This is a genomic window from Roseomonas indoligenes, assembly GCF_017813365.1.
Classification (GTDB): Bacteria; Pseudomonadota; Alphaproteobacteria; order Acetobacterales; family Acetobacteraceae; genus Roseomonas; species Roseomonas indoligenes.
This window is the reverse complement of sequence record NZ_JAGIZA010000030.1, coordinates 21,929-37,915: the sequence shown is the minus strand read 5'-3', so window position 1 is coordinate 37,915 and position 15,987 is coordinate 21,929. Positions and strand designations below refer to the sequence as shown.

Sequence of the window (15,987 nt, the reverse complement as noted above, 5' to 3'; positions counted from 1 at the left end):
CCCCCACCACCGCCAGAGGCGCCCCCGCCGCCGGAGCCGCCACCCGTGCAGGCCGCGGAGGAGCCCCCGCCGCTTCCGCCGCCCCCTGCCCCGCCGCCCCCGCCCGTGCCGGTGGTGCAGCCGCCGCGCCCCCGCGCCCCGGCGCCCCGCCCCGTGCGACCCCAGGTGGCAGAGCAGGCGCCCGTGCAGCCCTACGCGCCGCCCGTGGCCGCGCCGCCGGCACCGGTGCCCTCCCCCGCGCCGGCCCCCGCGGCGCCGGCCGCGCCCGCCCGGGCGGCCGGCGGCGTGCCCAGCGACTATGTCGGGCAGATCGCCGCCGCGCTGAACCGCGTGAAGCGCTATCCCCCCGGTGCCCGTGCGCGGCGCGCCGAGGGCGTGGTGACCGTGGGGTTCGTCCTGCGCCGGGACGGCAGCGTCGCCTCCGCCCGCCTCGTCCGCAGTTCCGGCGAGACCGATCTGGACGAGGAGGCGGAGGCGATGCTCCGCCGCGTGAGCCTGCCGCCCCTCCCCGCCGACATGCCGGGGAATACGGTGGAACTGGTCGTGCCGATCCGCTTCGGCCTGCGCTGAAGCGGGTCATCCGCCTTCAAAAACAAGCGACTGGACACCATATCCACCGGGTGTCCAGCAACCCCACAATTCCTACCCCGTCACTCTCCCCGCGCCTGCGCCGCCGTGTCGCCCGCCTCTCCCGCGCGGTTCGGGAGCGGCGCGCGCTGGAGCTGCGCTATGGCGGCGCCTGGCGCGTGGTGCATCCCCACGCCATCGGGCGGACCGGCACCGGCCGCATCGGCCTGCTGACCTGGCAGACCGCTGGCCTGGCGCGCGGCCCGGACGATCCCGGCGAGGGATGGCGCCTGTTCGACGTGGCCCGCATCGAGGGCAGCCGCGCCCTGCGCGCCCATTTCGCCCCGCGCCCGCGCGGCGGCCCGCACTGGACGCCCGGCATCGACGCGCTCGTGGCCGAGGTGCCGAGCCGGGCGGAGGCGCTCGCGGCCTGATACCGGCCGCTGGTCGGCCCCAATCTTTCGCCGGGCGGGCTCCGCCGTAAGCCAGCGCAACCTTCCGCCACGCCTGCCGCTGCAAAGGCGTCCCCCGCGCAGGAGCCGACGCTCATGTCCGCCACCACCCTTCCCACCCCGGCCGAGGGGCGTTTCCGCGTCGTCCGCGCGCTGGCGAGCGGCTGGTGGCTGCTGCTGCTCCGCGGGGTGGTCTCCGTGCTTTTCGGCATCTTCGCCTTCGTGGCACCGGGGCTCGGGCTCGCCGTCATCCTCGGCGTCCTCGCGGCCTGGCTGGCGCTGGACGGGGTCTTCACCCTCTGGCAGGCCGCGACGGGCCACAGCGCCGTGCCCCTCCCCGGCCCGGCCCGGCCGCACTCCGGCTGGCTCTGGGTTGATGGCCTCCTCTCTCTCGTCGCGGCCGTGGTGTTGATGACCATGCCGATCGCCTCGGCAATCGTGCTTGTCCTCCTGGTCGCGGCCTGATCCATCGCCACGGGGATCTTCCGCATCGTCCTCGCCTGGCGCAGCGGAAGCTGGCTGCTCGGCCTCTGGGGCGCCGTGGGCATCCTCTTCGGAATCTGGCTGGCCTCGGCGCCAGGGGCCGGATTGCTGGCGCTGATCTGGGTGGTGGCGATCCAGGCCGTGCTGGGCGGCATCCTCCTCGTCAGCCTCGCCTTCCGCCTGCGCCGCGTCCACCACGACCCGACGCCGGGCTGATCCGCGGACCAGGGTTTTCCGGCTTTTCGCTGAAGGTCTGTCCCGGGGAGAGGAAAAAGGAATTCTTCCTCTTCCCGAACCCCTCACCATCATCTTTTTCTTCGAGTTGGTCTGGCTCGGCTGGCGGTGCGCCTCGGGTCCACGACCCGAGGCGACTGCAAGGGCAGGATCAAGTCCTTCGCGCCGAAACCCCGTGTCAGTCCGGCGCGGCGGTAGCCAGCCGGGGGTCCAGGGGCCTCAGGCCCTTGGCGGGGGTTCCAGGGGGCAGCGCCCCCTGGCTCCGGACAGGCCAGAACCTAGACCGACATTCCCGCGCACCAGCCCGACGACCAGGCCCATTGGAAGTTGTAGCCGCCGAGCCAGCCCGTCACGTCCACGGCTTCGCCCACCACGTGCAGGCCGGGCACGGCGGTCGCCGCCATGGTCTGGGAGGAGAGGGCGGCGGTGTCCACGCCGCCCGCCATCACCTCGGCCTTAGCGTAGCCTTCCGTGCCCGTGGGGGTGAGTGAGAGGTTCTTCAGCCGCGCGGAAACGGCAGAGAGGGCCTTGTTGCCGAGCTCGCCCACGGGGCGCGCGTGTTCCTGGAACAGGGTGGTGCCGAGGGCGGCGGCCAGGCGCTGGGGCATGTGTTCGGCCAGGACCGTGTGCAGGGCGGCGCGCGGGCGCTCGTTCTTGCGGGCCAGCAGCCAGGCCGTGGCATCGAGGCCGGGCAGCAGGTCCACCGCGACCGGCTCGCCCGGGCGCCAGGGGGTGGAGACCTGCAGGATGGCGGGGCCGGAGAGGCCGCGATGGGTGAAGAGCATCGCCTCGGTGAAGCGCGCCTTGCCCGCGCGCGCCTCCACGGGCAGCGAGACGCCGGAGATGGGACGCATGAGGGCGAGGTCGGCCTCGCCGAAGGTCAGCGGCACCAGGCCGGGGCGCGGCGGCAGCACGGACAGGCCGAAGCGCTGCGCGATCTCGAGCGAAAGTCCCGTGGCGCCCATCTTGGGAATGGAGAGGCCGCCGGTGGCCAGCACCAGCGCGGGCGCGGTGAAGGTGCCGTGGTTTGTCTGCACCTGGAAGACATCGGCGCGGGAGACGTCGGTGATGCGGTGGCGCAGGCGCAGGTCCACCCGTGCGGCGTCACACTCGGCCAGCAGCATCGCCACGATGGCGCGGGCTGAGCCGTCGCAGAACAACTGGCCTAGCGTCTTCTCGTGATAGGGGATGCGGTGGCGCTCCACCAACGCGATGAAGTCCCGCTGCGTGTAGCGGGAGAGGGCGGAGCGCGCGAAATGCGGGTTGGCCGAGAAGAAGCGCGACGGCTCCACCCCGAGATTGGTGAAGTTGCAGCGGCCCCCGCCGGAGATGAGGATCTTCGCCCCCGGCCCTTCGGCATGGTCCAGCAGCAGCACGCGCCGGCCGCGCTGCCCGGCGGTGAAGGCCGCCATCAGGCCCGCGGCGCCGGCGCCGAGGACGATCGCGTCGAAGGTCTCGGTCATCGCGGGCATCCCTTGGCGCCCCGCGGCGGATCGCGCAAGGCCGCCTCGCCAAGCCGCGCGGCCTGGGCAAGAATGGCCGCACCAGGGAATCCACGATGACCCATTTCGTTCCTGCCACGCCGCAGACCACCCGTATCGGCCAGTTCGACGCCGCCTTTCCGCCGGTGGCGAGCATCGCGGCGGGGGAGAGCGTGACGCTGCAATGCGTCTCCGGCCTCGGCGACGCCGTGCCGGGCGAGGGCAGCGGGATGACGGTGCCGCAGGCCCTGCGCGACATTGCCGCGGCGAACACGGCGGGCCTGGTCGGGCACATCATCACCGGCCCGGTGGAGGTGCGCGGCGCGGAGCCGGGCGATGCGCTGCGGGTGGAGATCGAGCGGATCGAGCTCGGCACGGATTGGGGCTTCTGCGGCTTCCGCCCGCTGATGGGCACGCTGCCGGAGGACTTCCCCTTCCGCCGCATGCTGCACATCCCCGTCGATCAGGCGGCGAAGACCTGCATCCTGCCGATGGGCGGGGGCATCAAGCTAGACCTCGCGCCCTTCTTCGGCGTGATGGGCGTGGCGCCGCCGCCGGAATGGGGCCGCATCTCCACGAAGGAGCCGCGCGCGCATGGCGGCAACCTCGACAACAAGGAGCTGGTCGAGGGCACCACCCTGTGGTTGCCCGTGCATGTGGCGGGCGCGATGTTCTCCGCCGGTGATGGCCACGGCGTGCAGGGCGACGGCGAGGTCTGCATCAACGCGCTGGAGACGAGCCTGACCGGCACCTTCGGCCTGCACATGGAGAAGGGCGGCGGCGCGCGCGATCCGATCCTGCGCTTCCCGCGCGCGGAAACGCCGACGCACTTCATCACCATGGGCATGAACGAGGACCTGGACCTCGCGATGAAGCAGGCGCTACGCGAGATGATCGGCTTCATCGCCGCGCGCACCAACCTCTCGACGGCGGATGCTTACCAGTTCTGCTCGCTCGCGGTAGATTTCCGCGTGACTCAAACCGTGAACGGCGAGAAGGGCGTGCACGGAATGTTGAGGAAAGGTGTCATCCTCTAGCGGCGTGTGAAGTGGGCATGGGAAACGGCTGATCCGATTCACACACTGAATCCTGTCCACAGAATCGCCCACATATCCGTCCACAAGTTTTCGTGGGTGTCATCTTGTGGGCGGGTAACCCTCTGACCTACCGTATCTTGTATCGTCGTTGACGGGGGTAGGCGCGGTGGACTGGTCAGCGGAAGCGATCGAACAACTCAGGGCGCTTTGGGCGGAAGGACACTCCACCGCCGAGATCGGGCGCCGCATGGGTATCTCGAAGAACGCCGTGGTGGGCAAGGCGCATCGCCTGCACCTGCCCGCGCGCCCGAGCCCCATCCAGCGCGAGCAGGCCGCCGCGGCATCCGCCGCGCCCCGCCCGATCGCAGCCGTCGCGCCGGTCGCTGCACCCGCGCCGCGCCCCGTCATGCCCGTCGCGCCGCGCCCGCCGGCGCCCGCGATGCGCGCCGCGCCGCCCGCCGTGGTGCGCCCCTTCCCGCGCAGCGGCGCGCGGACCTGCTGCTGGCCGATCGGCGAGCCCGGCACGCCGGAGTTCCGCTTCTGCACGTCGGAATCCTTCGCCGGGAAGCCCTACTGCCTGGAGCACGCTTCCATCGCCTACGTGAAGGCGCGCGATCGCCGCGAGGACGCGGCCTGAACGGCAGCGACATCGCGTGACAGGAAGGGCGCCGGTCAGGGGGACCGGCGCCCTTCTTGTTTGTGCTTCGGGAGGCTCCGCCTCCCGGACCCTCCACCAGGGGGAAGAAGGAATTCTTCCCCCTGGACCCCCATCATCTTTTTCTTCGGGCTGGGGCCGGGAGACATGTTCCGTGCCGAGGGTCGATGACCCTCGGCGAACCGCCTGCCGGGTATTCCACGGCAGTCTTCCAGAAGAAGATGAGGGGTGGGTTCCAAGGGAGGGGAGAATTCCTTCTCCCCTCCCTTGGGGCCATCAGACACCACGCCCGCCGATCAGCCGCCGCCGGATGCGCCCGCCGATCCAGTCGATCGCCGCAACGGTGACGACCATCAGGAGGATGATGAAGGCCACCTCGTCCCAGTGGCGCACCTTGATGCGCTCGGCGATCTGCAGCCCGATCCCGCCCGCGCCGACCACGCCGAGGATGGATGCGGAGCGCGTGTTGCTCTCGAAGAAGTAGAGGGCCTGGGCCAGCATGACCGGCAGGACCTGCGGCAGGATGCCGAAGCGGATCGCCATGATCCGCGATCCGCCGGCGGCCACCACGCCCTCCGCCTGGCGCCGGTCCGCGTTCTCGATGGCCTCGGCGTAGAGCTTGGAGAGGGTAGCGAGGTCGGAGACGAAGAGGGCGAGCACGCCGGCGAGCGGGCCGAGGCCGACGGCGCGCACGAAGGCCAGCGCCCAGATGAGCTGGTCCACGCCGCGCATCCCGTCGAAGACCCGGCGCAGGGAGAAGCGCAGCAGGGTGGTGGTGACGATGTTGCGCGCGCCGAGGAAGCCGAGCGGGATGGCGAAGACCGCGGCCAGCACGGTGCCGAGAAAGGCCATTGCCACGCTCTCCGCAATGCCCTTCAGGATGTCCTGCCACAGATCCCCGGGAGAGGGCGGGATCATCAGGCGGATGATGACGAAGAGGCCGGAGAGCCCGTTCCACAGCCGCTGTGGCGTGATGTCGAAGAGCCAGAGTGCCCAGCCCAGCCAGAGCAGGAACAGCGCGCCTCCGACCAGGCGCCAGGCGCGGCGGCGCGGCGGCAGGGCGAAGGCCTCCGGCAGCGCCGCCTTCCAGTGGGCGATGCGCGCCCCGCTCACGCGCGCGCTTCCCCGACCAGCCCGCGGCGGACGCGGTCGGAGAGGAGGTCGATGGCCGCCACCACGATCACGATCAGCACGATGATGGCCGAGATCTCCTCGTAGTAGTTCTGGGAGATGACGAGGTAGAGCTCCTGCCCGATGCCGCCGGCGCCGACGAAGCCGATCACGCTCGCGCCGCGCACGTTGATCTCGAAGCGCAGCAGCAGGTAGCTGACGAGGTTCGGCGCGACCTGCGGCAGCATCGCGAAGCGGCAGGCCTGCACCCAGGTGCCGCCCGCGGCCCGCACCGCGTCCCAGGGGCCCATCGCCGCGTTCTCGATCGCCTCGGCGAAGAGCTTGCCCAGCGCGCCGGCGGTGTGGAGCGCGATGGCGATGATGCCGGCCAGTGGCCCCACGCCGAAGGCCCAGACGAGAATCAGCGCGTAGACGATCTCCGGCACCGTCCGCACCGCCTCCAGCCCCCGCCGGGCGAGCTGGTAAGACCAAGCATTCGGCGCCGTGTTCCGCGCGGCAGCGAAGGAGAGCAGCAGCGCCGCCACGCCGCCCGCGAGCGTGGCAAGCGCCGCCATGTTCGCCGTCTCCAGCAGCAGCAGCGCCCACTTGTCCAGGCGGTAGAACCAGAAGGCGAGGCTGCCCTCCGTCTCCCACCCGCCGAACAGCGCGGCCCAGCGCAGGTCCGGCAGCAGCCGCGCGAAGTAGTCCCCGGCGCGCGGCAGGCCTGCGGCGAGCGTCGCCGGGTGGAACTCGCTCATCCACGCGCTGGCCAGCAGGGCGGCCAGGAACAGCGCCACGCCCAGCAACGCCCGGCCCCGCTTCGCGCGGCGCGCGGCCTGGAAGGCGGCCTCGCCGCGCTGTGCGGCGGTGCTCAGCGGGCGCTCCGCTGAGGGAAGAATGAGTTCTTCCCCCAGACCCCCATCATCTGTTTTGCCAGGACTGCCGTGGATACCCCGATCGCTGTTCCGCGCTTGATCGCCGGGCTGCCATGTCCCGCACCGAGCGGCCACGCCGCTCGGCGAGACCCCAGCGCAGCATTCCGCGGCAGCCCGATCAAAAAAGACGAGGGGATTTCCCGGGAGAATTTCTTCTCCCCCCTAGGGGCCACGAGAGCTGTCACCGCCGACGCCGGCGCTCCGCCGCCTCTTCCTCGCGCAGCTTCAGCACCAGCGCGTAGTCGTCCATCGTCACGGTGCGGAAACCCGTGCCGCCGCCGCGCTCGATCCCCTCGTAGACCTTGGGATGGGTCTTCGGCATGGCCAGGAAGAAGGCGCGCATGTCCTCCTTGAAGGCATCGGGCAGGTTGGTCCGGCAGGCGATGGGGCCGGCGGGGATGGGGTCGCTCCTCCAGATCACGCGCAGGTCGCGCATGTCCAGCATGCCCTTGTCCACCATCACCTTCAGCGCCCCGCGGGAGTAGCCGGTGGCGAAGTCGCCGGCGCCGGAGGCCCAGGTGCAGCCCGCGTCGTACTGACGGTGCAGCACGGCCACCACGGCCTGCTCGTGCCCGCCCGCGAAGCCGGTGCGGGAGAAGTAGGTGGTGGGATCGATCCCGGCGGCGCGCAGCGCGGCGCGCGGGGCGAAGTAGCCGGAGGTGGAGGCGGGGTCGGCCCAGGCGAGGGACTTGCCGCGCATCCCCGCGATGTCGGCGATGCCGGAATCCGCGCGCGCCACCATCACAGCCACGTAGCCCAGCGTGCCGTCATCCGCCTCGGCGGCCACCAGGGGCTCGATGGCGCCTTTCGTGTCGATCCAGGTGCCCGCGAAATTCGCGGCGCCCATCTGCGCCATCTCGATATGTCCCGCGGCGAAGGCCTGGCCGACGCCCGCGAAGTCCGGGGCGGGATAGAGGCGGACGGGAAGCCTGAAGGTCTCCTCCAGCAGGGCTTGGTAGGGCTCGTTGCGGGCCAGGCGGTCCGCCTCGTTCTCCCCGCCGGAAATGCCGATGCGCAAGGTTCCGATGGCGTCGGCCCAGGAGCGGCGGCCGGGTTCGGGGAAGGTGAGGCCGGGATCGGCGCTGCGCCGGGCAGCCCGGGCGGGAAGCGCGGCACAGGAAAGGGCGGTGGCGAGGAGGGCGCGGCGGCTGGGCATGGCAGGCCTCGAGGTCAGGCGGGCAGGGCGCCGGGGAGGGGGCGGGCATCGGGCGTTTCCGCCTCAAGCGCCTCCTCCGGCACGCCGTAGATGGCGTGGACCTCCGCGGCGGTCAGGGCGGTGGGCGGGCCGTCGAAGACCACGCGGCCGGCGGCCATGGCGACGATGCGGTCGCAGTAGCGGCGGGCGGTGTCCAGGTGGTGCAGGTTCACCAGAACGGTCAGACCCTCGCGCCGGTTCACGTCGCGCAGCGCCTCCATCACCACGCGGGCGTTGCGCGGGTCGAGGGAGGCGATGGGCTCGTCCGCCAGGATCAGGCGGGGTTCCTGCAGCAGGGCGCGGGCGATGGCCACGCGCTGCTGCTGCCCGCCGGAGAGGGTCTCGGCCCGCTGCAGCGCCTGCTCCGACAGGTCCAGGCGGTCCAGCGCGTCCAGTGCCATGGCGCGCTCGGCCGGGCTGAAGTTCAGCAGGAGGGAGTTCAGCGCGGCCAGGAAGCCGGGGCGGTGGTTCAGCCGGCCGACCAGCACGTTGGTCAGCACGTCCAGCCGCCCGATGAGGTTGAAGCCCTGGAAGATCATGGCGCAGCGCGTGCGCCAGTCCCGCAGCGCCTTGCGGCGGAGCGCGGTGACGTCCGTGCCGTCGTGCAGGATGCGGCCGGAGGTCGGCTCCGTCAGGCGGTTGACCATCCGCAGCAGGGTGGACTTGCCCGCGCCGGAGCGGCCGATGATGCCGACCATCTGCCCGTCAGGGATGGCGAGGGTGACGCCATCCACGGCGGCGCGGCCGCCGAAGCGGCGCGTCAGGTCTTCCAGCTGCAGCATCGCGGGCCCTGCGTTTGCCGGGCCAGTATAGGGCCGAAGTGCCGGGCGCCTATGGCGGCGTCAGACCCCCGCCAGCACCGCTTCCGTCACCCGCGCCGCCTGCGCGTCGTCCAGGTAGGGGTGCATCGGCAGGGCCAGGATGCGCTTGCACAGCGCCTCGCTGACCGGCAGCGGCGGCACCTGGCCGAGGGCGGAGGCATGGGCCTCGCGATAGGCGGGCTGATGGTGCAACGGCAACGGGTAGTAGACCGCCGTCGGCACGCCGCGGGCCTTGCAGGCCTCTTGCACGCGGGTCCGCTGCGCCTCGTCGGCGAGCGCGATGGAGTAGAGGCCGTAGGCGCTCTCCGCGCCCGCCGGCTTCGCGGGGGTCTGCACCGTCCCGGCCAGCGCGGCGTCGTAGGCGGCGGCGATGCTGGCGCGGGACTTCAGCTCGTTTTCGAGCAGCGGCAGCTTGCAGAGCAGGATGGCGGCCTGGATCGTGTCCAGGCGGCCGTTCATGCCGGTGCGCATCACCTCGTAGCGGGTCTTGCCCTCGCCGTGCGTGCGGAGGGAGCGGTAGAGTTCCGCCTTCTCCGCGTCGTTCGTCAGCAGCGCGCCGCCGTCGCCATAACAGCCGAGAGTCTTGGTCGGGTAGAAGGAGAGGGCGGCGGCGCCGGCCCAATTGCCGAGGCGCTTGCCGTTCAGCGCGCCGCCGAAGGCCTGCGCGGCGTCGTCGAGGGCGAACATGCCCTCCTCGGCGCAGATCGCCTCGATCGCCACCCAGTCGGCGGGCAGGCCGAAGAGGTCCACGCCCACCACGGCGCGGGGGCGGAGCTTCCCTTCCGCCTTCACCAGCGCGATGCGGTTCTTCAGGTCGGCGATGTCGATGTTGAAGGTGTCCGGGTCCACGTCCACGAAGACGGGGGTGGCGCCGAGCACCAGCGGCACCTCGGCGGTGGCGGTGTAGGTGAAGGCGGGCAGGAACACGGCGTCGCCGCGCCCGATCCCCTCCGCCATCATCGCGATCTGCAGCGCGTCCGTGCCGGAGGAGACGCCGACGCAGTGGGCGGCGCCGGCGAGACCGGCCAGCGCCTTCTCCACCTCCTCCACCTCAGGCCCCTGCACGAAGCGGCCGGAATCCAGCACGGCGGCGATGCGGCGGTCGATCTCCGGCCGGATCAGCGCCTGCTGGGCCTTCACGTCGAACAGCCCGATGGGCGGGAGGGAGGAGGGGTCTTGCGCCATGCGCGGCCCCTTAGCGCAAAGCGGGCGGGGCGTCGAAATCAAGGATCGTGTCGGAGGGTTACCGCGCCCGATCCCCATGATCCGGCAGCTCCCGGCCGGGCATGATGCGGGAAAGGGCAAGGCCGAGCGCCAGCATCGCCGTCCCGCTGACCGCCAGCGCCCCCGTGGGCCCGAACCTGCCGAGGACCGTGCCGAAGAGGAGCGGCCCGAGGGACTGCCCCACGAAGAAGGAGAAGGCGTGCATCGCCACCGCCGATCCCCGGGCATGGGGCGCGATCTCCGTCACCCGCATCTGCAGGGAGTTGTGCATGGTGAAGTAGCCCAGCCCGATGAGGAACATGCCCAGCACCACCGGCAGGACGCCCAGCCCCAGGGCCCATCCGCCGGCGGAAACGAGAAGGAAGCCCGTGGCCACCACCAGCCCCGCCACGCGCTGCATGGCCGCCAGCCCCAGCCGCGACAGCATCGGCCCGGCCAGGAAGGTGTAGGCGACGCCCGATGCGCCGAAGGCCCCGATCGCCAGCCCCGCCTGCACCGCGCCGCCCAGCCCCCAGCCCGCCACCAGCGCCGCGAGATAGGGAAAGAGGCCAAAGACGAAGAGGCCTTCGGTGGCCACCGCGGCGTAGATGCGCCGGGCGGCGGGCAGCCGCACGATCTCCCGGTAGCGCCGGGCGGCGGAGCCCGCGTCCAGCCGGCCGGCGGCCGTGTCGGGCTCCCGCCGCAGGTCCCGCCAGAGCACCAGGCCCATGGCGAGCACCGCCACGGCCCCGCCGCCGATGATCCCACGCCAGTCCACGAAGCCGTGGACGAGGCCGGAGACCACCCCACCCGCGATCTGTCCGGCGGTGGAGAAGGCCAGCAGCCGGCTGAGCGCCACCTGCCGCGAGGCCTGGGGCACCCGGTCCCCGAAGGTGGCGATGACCAGGGGGTAGATGCCCCCCGCCGCCGCCCCCGCGAGGGCGCGGAAGCCGAAAAGGAGCCCGAGGGAGGGGGCCAGGGCACAGGCGACGAGGGCCAGGCCGGTGAGCAGCGTGGCCAGCGCGATGATCCGCCGCTTGCCCAGCGCATCCCCCACCGGTCCGAGGAAGGGCTGCACCAGCGCGTAGGGCAGGGCGAAGGCGGAGGCGAGCAGCGCCACCGAATCCGTGGCCGCCGCGAAACTCCGGGCGATCTCCGGCAGGATGGGATCGAGGCTGCGGGCGGAAAGGGAGGTGGTGAAGGCCGTCAGGCCATAGAGGGTGATCAGCCGGCGGATGCGGGAGGCTTCGTCGGGCGGGGCGAGCATGCCCGGCCATGGTGGGGCCCGGTCCACCGGAAGGCCAGTCCCGGCCGCGCGGGGCTGGAATGCAGGGGCGGGCGCGTCGATCGGCCGGGGCCCCTGACGCCCGCTCAGGCCAGCAGCGCCGCGTTCACTGGCCCGGGCGCCTCGAAGGCGACCCAGTGGCCGGCGCCGGGGATGACCAGGGGCTCGGTGCCCCGTTCGCGGAAGAAGGCGATCCGCTCGGCCATGTGGGGCACGACGATGGCGTCGTGCTCGCCGTAGATCACCGAGAGCGGGGCGCGGACCCTCTCCAGCGCCTCCCGCAGGGCGGTGGGGTGAACGACGTTGCGGCTGCGGTAGCGGGCGTGGTCGCTGTTCCAGGCCTGGATGGCCAGGGCCTCCGCGTCGATCCGGGCGGGGTCGTGGATCATCAGCCGGGCCAGGTTCTCGCGGTGCGCGGCCACCCGGTCCTCGCCCCGGCGGTCGCGGATGGAGAGGAGGGGCACGGGTTCCCGGGTCAGGCCGAGGGAGCCGGCACCAAGGAGGGCGAGGGAGAGCACCCGCGCCCCGGGCCGGGCGGCGACGTGCCCCGCGATGATGGAACCGAAGGAGAAGCCGACGAGGTCGTAGGGCGCATCGCCGACCCGCGCCGCGATCCCGGCCGCGACGAGGGCGGCGAGGCCCGGCAGATCCGTGCCGGGCGGCGGCAGGTCGGATTCCCCCAGCCCCGGCAGGTCCGGCACGAGGAGGCGGCGCCGAGCGGACAGGGCCTCGATGTTGCGCGCCCAGTGCCGCCAGGACCCGGCGCCGCCGTGCAGCAGCACCGCCGGCCGCCCCGATCCCCATTCGTGCCAGATCATCCGGCCGCCGCCATGGGTTGTTTCCGCGGGGGTGGCAGCCTGGATCAGGCGGTTCAGCCGGGCTTCGGGATCGTCGGGGAGCATGGACGGATGTTCGGGCAGAACCTTCCGCTCGGCCAGGGAGAGGGAGCAGGAATTCTCCCTCGCCCCGACCCCCTCGCCCTTACTCTTCTTCTGGAGGGTTGCCGCGGGATGCGGAACGGGGGGTTTGCCGGGCGGCGTGGCAGCCCTGGAAAAGAGGATGATGGGGCGCGGGGGAGGGATTCCTTCTTCCCCCGGCGGAGCCCCCGAGAATCCCTGGCCCCAGGGTCTTGTCGCGCCGCCTGCCCCTGAATACATCGGGGCCGACGGGAATGGCCGGCAGGTCAGGACCCGTTTTCCAACCCCCATCCGATTGAACAATGGGGCCGCGCACGGTGCCTGATCACGGGCCGTGCCCCGGCCGCCGCGAAAAGGAGTGACGGATGAGCAAGGTCATCGGTATCGACCTCGGCACCACCAATTCCTGCGTCGCCATCATGGAAGGCGGCGAGACGAAGGTCATCGAGAACGCCGAGGGCGCCCGGACCACCCCCTCCATGGTCGCCTTCGCCAAGAATGGCGAGCGCCTGGTCGGCCAGGCCGCCAAGCGCCAGGCGGTGACCAACCCGACCGACACGCTCTACGCCGTGAAGCGCCTGATCGGCCGCCGCTTCGACGACCCGATGGTGCAGAAGGACGTCTCCCTCGTCCCCTACAAGATCGCGCGCGCCGACAACGGCGACGCCTGGGTGGATGCGGGCGGCTCCAAGCAGGCGCCGCAGCAGATCAGCGCCTATATCCTCGGCAAGATGAAGGAGACGGCCGAGGCCTATCTCGGCGACAAGGTGACGCAGGCCGTCATCACCGTCCCCGCCTACTTCAACGACGCCCAGCGCCAGGCCACCAAGGAGGCCGGCAAGATCGCGGGCCTCGAGGTGCTGCGCATCATCAACGAACCGACGGCCGCCGCGCTGGCCTACGGCATGGACAAGAAGAACGGCGGCACGATCGCGGTCTATGACCTCGGCGGCGGCACCTTCGACGTGTCCGTGCTGGAGATCGGCGACGGCGTCTTCGAGGTGAAGTCCACCAACGGCGACACCTTCCTCGGCGGCGAGGACTTCGACCAGCGGGTGATCGACTATCTCGCGGACGAGTTCAAGAAGGAGAACGGGATCGACCTGCGCGGCGACAAGCTCGCCCTGCAGCGCCTGAAGGAGGCGGCCGAGAAGGCGAAGATCGAGCTCTCCTCCGCGAAGCAGACCGAGATCAACCTGCCCTTCATCACCGCCGACGCCTCCGGGCCGAAGCACCTGGTGCTGCAGCTGTCGCGTGCGAAGCTGGAGAGCCTGGTGGACGACCTGATCCAGCGCACGCTCGAGCCCTGCAAGAGCGCGCTGAAGGATGCCGGTCTGACGGCGGGCGAGATCGACGAGGTGATCCTGGTCGGCGGCATGACCCGCATGCCGAAGGTCATCGACGCCGTGAAGTCCTTCTTCGGGAAGGAGCCGGCCCGCAACGTGAACCCGGACGAGGTGGTCGCCATCGGCGCCGCCATCCAGGGCGCGGTGCTGAAGGGCGAGGTGAAGGACGTCCTGCTGCTCGACGTGACCCCGCTGTCGCTGGGCATCGAGACGCTGGGCGGCGTGTTCACCCGGCTGATCGACCGCAACACCACGATCCCCACCAAGAAGTCCCAGACCTTCTCGACCGCTGACGACAACCAGACGGCCGTGACGATCAAGGTCTTCCAGGGCGAGCGTGAGATGGCGGCCGACAACAAGCTGCTCGGCAACTTCGACCTGCAGGGCATCCCGCCGGCGCCGCGCGGCGTGCCGCAGGTGGAGGTGACCTTCGACATCGACGCGAACGGCATCGTCTCCGTTTCCGCGAAGGACAAGGCCACCGGCAAGGAGCAGCAGATCAAAATCCAGGCCCGCTCCGGCCTGTCCGACAGCGACATTGAGCGCATGGTGAAGGACGCCGAGGCGAATGCCGAGGCCGACAAGCGCCGGCGCGAGACGGTTGAGGCCAAGAACAACCTTGAGGCCCTGGTCCACTCCTCGGACAAGGCCCTGAAGGAGAACGGCGACAAGCTGGCCGATGCCGAGAAGGGCGAGGTCGAGGCCGCTCTCTCCGCCGCGCGCTCCGCGCTGGAGGGTGATGACCCCGAGGCGATGAAGACCGCGGGCGAGCGCCTGTCCGCCGCGTCGATGAAGATCGGCGAGGCGATGTACAAGGCGCAGCAGGCGGCCGAGAGCGCCGGGGCGGCCCCGGGCGGCGAGGGTGGGGCCAGCGGCCCCAGCAACGCCAACCCGAACGGCCCCGGCGGCAAGGTGGTCGACGCCGAGTTCGAGGACGTCGATCCCTCGAAGAAGAAGCAGGGCTGAACGGCCACGCCGTGAAGTAGAAAAGGCGCCCGGCATCGCGAGAGCGGGCCGGGCGCTTTCTCTTTGCGGCGCCGTTCCTGTATTCACCCCGCTCGTATTCAACCCCTCAGGGCGAGCGCACGCCCCGCACGGGAACCATCATGGCCAAGCGTGACTATTACGAGGTGCTGGGCGTCGCCCGCGACGCGAACGAGGACACGCTGAAGAAGGCGTTCCGCAAGCTCGCCATGCAGCACCACCCCGACCGCAATCCCGGGGACAAGGCGGCCGAAGCGAACTTCAAGGAGTGCAACGAGGCCTACGACGTCCTGAAGGACGCCGAGAAGCGGGCCGCCTATGACCGCTACGGCCATGCCGCCTTCGAGGGCGGCGGGGGTGGCGGCGGCCCCTTCGGCGGTGGCGGCGGCTTTGCGGGCGGCGGCTTCGAGGACATCTTCGAGCAGATGTTCGGCAACCTCGGCGGGCGCCGGGGCGGCGGGGGCGGCCAGAACAGCGGCCGCGGCGCCGACCTGCGGACCGAGGTGACGATCGCGCTGGAAGAGGCCTTTGCCGGCACGAAGCAGACGATCCGCGTCCCCTCCTCCGTCTCCTGCGACAATTGCCAGGGCACGGGCGCGGAGGGCGGCAAGCCGCAGACCGAGACCTGCCCGACCTGCAAGGGCGCCGGCAAGGTGCGCGCCCAGTCCGGCTTCTTCCTGGTGGAGCGCGCCTGCCCGACCTGCGGCGGCCAGGGGCGCACCATCAAGAACCCCTGCAAGGTCTGCGGGGGCGCCGGGCGCGTCCAGAAGGACCGCAACCTCAACGTGACCATCCCCGCGGGCGTGGAGGAGGGCACCCGCATCCGCCTGGCGGGCGAGGGCGAGGCCGGGCTGCGCGGGGCGCCGGCCGGCGACCTCTATGTGGATATCGGCATCAAGCCCCACCCGATCTTCCAGCGGGAGGGGAACAACATCTTCATCCGCGTGCCCCTGCGGATGACGCAGGCGGCGCTGGGCGGGAACGTGGAGGTGCCGAGCATCGACGGCGGCCGTGCCCGGGTGCAGATCCCCACCGGCACCCAGGCGGGCGACCAGTTCCGCCTGCGGGGCAAGGGCTTCTCCGTCCTCCGCTCCGCCGCGCGGGGGGACATGTACGTGCAGGTCTCCGTCGAGACGCCGCAGAACCTGACCCCGAAGCAGCGCGAGTTGCTGGAGCAGTTCGAGGCCGAGGCCGAGGCCAACAATCGCACCAGCCCGGAGAGCGAGGGCTTTTTCTCCCGCGTGAAGGAGTTCTGGGACGGGCTGGGGCGCTGAGCGCCTTC

16 protein-coding genes are annotated in these 15,987 nt (G+C 71.5%); 8 read left to right on the top strand and 8 right to left on the bottom strand.

Annotation, left to right across the window (positions count from 1 at the left end; all coding sequences use genetic code 11):
* From J5Y10_RS25820 to J5Y10_RS28845, 4 genes are all read left to right on the top strand, one after another.
* Positions 1–570: energy transducer TonB (locus J5Y10_RS25820; RefSeq protein WP_209377017.1), on the top strand; the 570-nt coding region annotated here is incomplete at its 5' end.
* Between the two features lie 50 nt (positions 571–620).
* Positions 621–1,001 (top strand): WYL domain-containing protein, encoded by a 381-nt coding sequence (locus J5Y10_RS25815; protein WP_209377016.1) that lies wholly within the window; start codon positions 621–623, stop codon positions 999–1,001.
* A gap of 114 nt (positions 1,002–1,115) precedes the next feature.
* Complete coding sequence (locus tag J5Y10_RS25810) at positions 1,116–1,484, top strand: DUF308 domain-containing protein (RefSeq protein WP_209377015.1); 369 nt, start codon at positions 1,116–1,118, stop codon at positions 1,482–1,484.
* Positions 1,485–1,559: 75 nt separating this feature from the next.
* On the top strand, positions 1,560–1,718 hold the full coding sequence (locus J5Y10_RS28845; RefSeq protein WP_342453025.1) for a DUF308 domain-containing protein: 159 nt from the start codon (positions 1,560–1,562) through the stop codon (positions 1,716–1,718).
* Between the two features lie 296 nt (positions 1,719–2,014).
* Here J5Y10_RS28845 and J5Y10_RS25805 read toward each other — a convergent pair whose 3' ends face one another.
* A complete protein-coding gene (locus J5Y10_RS25805) occupies positions 2,015–3,208 on the bottom strand; it encodes a BaiN/RdsA family NAD(P)/FAD-dependent oxidoreductase (RefSeq protein WP_432761266.1) in 1,194 nt (397 codons plus the stop codon).
* Between the two features lie 86 nt (positions 3,209–3,294).
* Between J5Y10_RS25805 and J5Y10_RS25800 the strand changes: the two genes are divergently transcribed.
* Both J5Y10_RS25800 and J5Y10_RS25795 read left to right on the top strand, forming a co-directional pair.
* Complete coding sequence (locus J5Y10_RS25800) at positions 3,295–4,254, top strand: acetamidase/formamidase family protein (protein ID WP_209377013.1); 960 nt, start codon at positions 3,295–3,297, stop codon at positions 4,252–4,254.
* Between the two features lie 166 nt (positions 4,255–4,420).
* A complete protein-coding gene (locus tag J5Y10_RS25795) occupies positions 4,421–4,891 on the top strand; it encodes a GcrA family cell cycle regulator (RefSeq protein WP_209377012.1) in 471 nt (156 codons plus the stop codon).
* A gap of 294 nt (positions 4,892–5,185) precedes the next feature.
* Here the strand turns inward: J5Y10_RS25795 and phnE (J5Y10_RS25790) are convergent, their stop codons facing one another.
* The 7 genes from phnE (J5Y10_RS25790) to J5Y10_RS25760 form a co-directional block, all read right to left on the bottom strand.
* Positions 5,186–6,022 (bottom strand): phosphonate ABC transporter, permease protein PhnE, encoded by an 837-nt coding sequence (gene phnE, locus J5Y10_RS25790; protein WP_209377011.1) that lies wholly within the window; start codon positions 6,020–6,022, stop codon positions 5,186–5,188.
* Positions 6,019–6,894 carry a phosphonate ABC transporter, permease protein PhnE gene (phnE, locus tag J5Y10_RS25785; protein ID WP_209377021.1) on the bottom strand — a complete coding sequence of 292 codons (876 nt, stop codon included), beginning with the start codon at positions 6,892–6,894 and terminating at the stop codon, positions 6,019–6,021. Before phnE (J5Y10_RS25785) ends, phnE (J5Y10_RS25790) begins: the two co-directional genes overlap by 4 nt.
* Positions 6,895–7,135: 241 nt before the next feature.
* On the bottom strand, positions 7,136–8,110 hold the full coding sequence (gene phnD / locus J5Y10_RS25780; RefSeq protein ID WP_209377010.1) for a phosphate/phosphite/phosphonate ABC transporter substrate-binding protein: 975 nt from the start codon (positions 8,108–8,110) through the stop codon (positions 7,136–7,138).
* 14 nt (positions 8,111–8,124) lie between these two features.
* A complete protein-coding gene (phnC, locus tag J5Y10_RS25775; RefSeq protein WP_209377009.1) occupies positions 8,125–8,931 on the bottom strand; it encodes a phosphonate ABC transporter ATP-binding protein in 807 nt (268 codons plus the stop codon).
* Positions 8,932–8,991: 60 nt separating this feature from the next.
* A complete protein-coding gene (locus tag J5Y10_RS25770) occupies positions 8,992–10,155 on the bottom strand; it encodes a DegT/DnrJ/EryC1/StrS family aminotransferase (protein WP_209377008.1) in 1,164 nt (387 codons plus the stop codon).
* Between the two features lie 58 nt (positions 10,156–10,213).
* The gene (locus J5Y10_RS25765) at positions 10,214–11,440 is read right to left on the bottom strand and encodes an MFS transporter (protein WP_209377007.1); all 1,227 of its coding nucleotides are present in this window, start codon (positions 11,438–11,440) and stop codon (positions 10,214–10,216) included.
* Positions 11,441–11,544: 104 nt separating this feature from the next.
* Positions 11,545–12,360, bottom strand: coding sequence for an alpha/beta fold hydrolase (locus J5Y10_RS25760; RefSeq protein WP_209377006.1), 816 nt, complete (start codon positions 12,358–12,360; stop codon positions 11,545–11,547).
* A 380-nt stretch (positions 12,361–12,740) separates the two neighbouring features.
* On the opposite strand from J5Y10_RS25760, the gene dnaK reads away from it, so the two are divergent.
* Both dnaK and dnaJ read left to right on the top strand, forming a co-directional pair.
* On the top strand, positions 12,741–14,687 hold the full coding sequence (gene dnaK, locus J5Y10_RS25755) for a molecular chaperone DnaK (protein WP_209377005.1): 1,947 nt from the start codon (positions 12,741–12,743) through the stop codon (positions 14,685–14,687).
* Positions 14,688–14,827: 140 nt separating this feature from the next.
* Positions 14,828–15,979, top strand: coding sequence for a molecular chaperone DnaJ (gene dnaJ, locus J5Y10_RS25750; RefSeq protein WP_209377004.1), 1,152 nt, complete (start codon positions 14,828–14,830; stop codon positions 15,977–15,979).
* The last annotated feature ends 8 nt before the right edge of the window (positions 15,980–15,987 follow it).

Excerpts from the sequence above, each read along its gene's own strand:
- J5Y10_RS25810 (WP_209377015.1), top strand. The coding sequence starts at position 1,116 with ATGTCCGCCACCACCCTTCCCACCCCGGCCGAGGGGCGTTTCCGCGTC.
- J5Y10_RS25805 (WP_432761266.1), bottom strand. The coding sequence starts at position 3,208 with ATGCCCGCGATGACCGAGACCTTCGACGCGATCGTCCTCGGCGCCGGC.
- J5Y10_RS25800 (WP_209377013.1), top strand. The coding sequence starts at position 3,295 with ATGACCCATTTCGTTCCTGCCACGCCGCAGACCACCCGTATCGGCCAG.
- phnD (WP_209377010.1), bottom strand. The coding sequence starts at position 8,110 with ATGCCCAGCCGCCGCGCCCTCCTCGCCACCGCCCTTTCCTGTGCCGCG.
- phnC (WP_209377009.1), bottom strand. The coding sequence starts at position 8,931 with ATGCTGCAGCTGGAAGACCTGACGCGCCGCTTCGGCGGCCGCGCCGCC.
- J5Y10_RS25770 (WP_209377008.1), bottom strand. The coding sequence starts at position 10,155 with ATGGCGCAAGACCCCTCCTCCCTCCCGCCCATCGGGCTGTTCGACGTG.
- J5Y10_RS25765 (WP_209377007.1), bottom strand. The coding sequence starts at position 11,440 with ATGCTCGCCCCGCCCGACGAAGCCTCCCGCATCCGCCGGCTGATCACC.
- J5Y10_RS25760 (WP_209377006.1), bottom strand. The coding sequence starts at position 12,360 with ATGCTCCCCGACGATCCCGAAGCCCGGCTGAACCGCCTGATCCAGGCT.
- dnaK (WP_209377005.1), top strand. The coding sequence starts at position 12,741 with ATGAGCAAGGTCATCGGTATCGACCTCGGCACCACCAATTCCTGCGTC.
- dnaJ (WP_209377004.1), top strand. The coding sequence starts at position 14,828 with ATGGCCAAGCGTGACTATTACGAGGTGCTGGGCGTCGCCCGCGACGCG.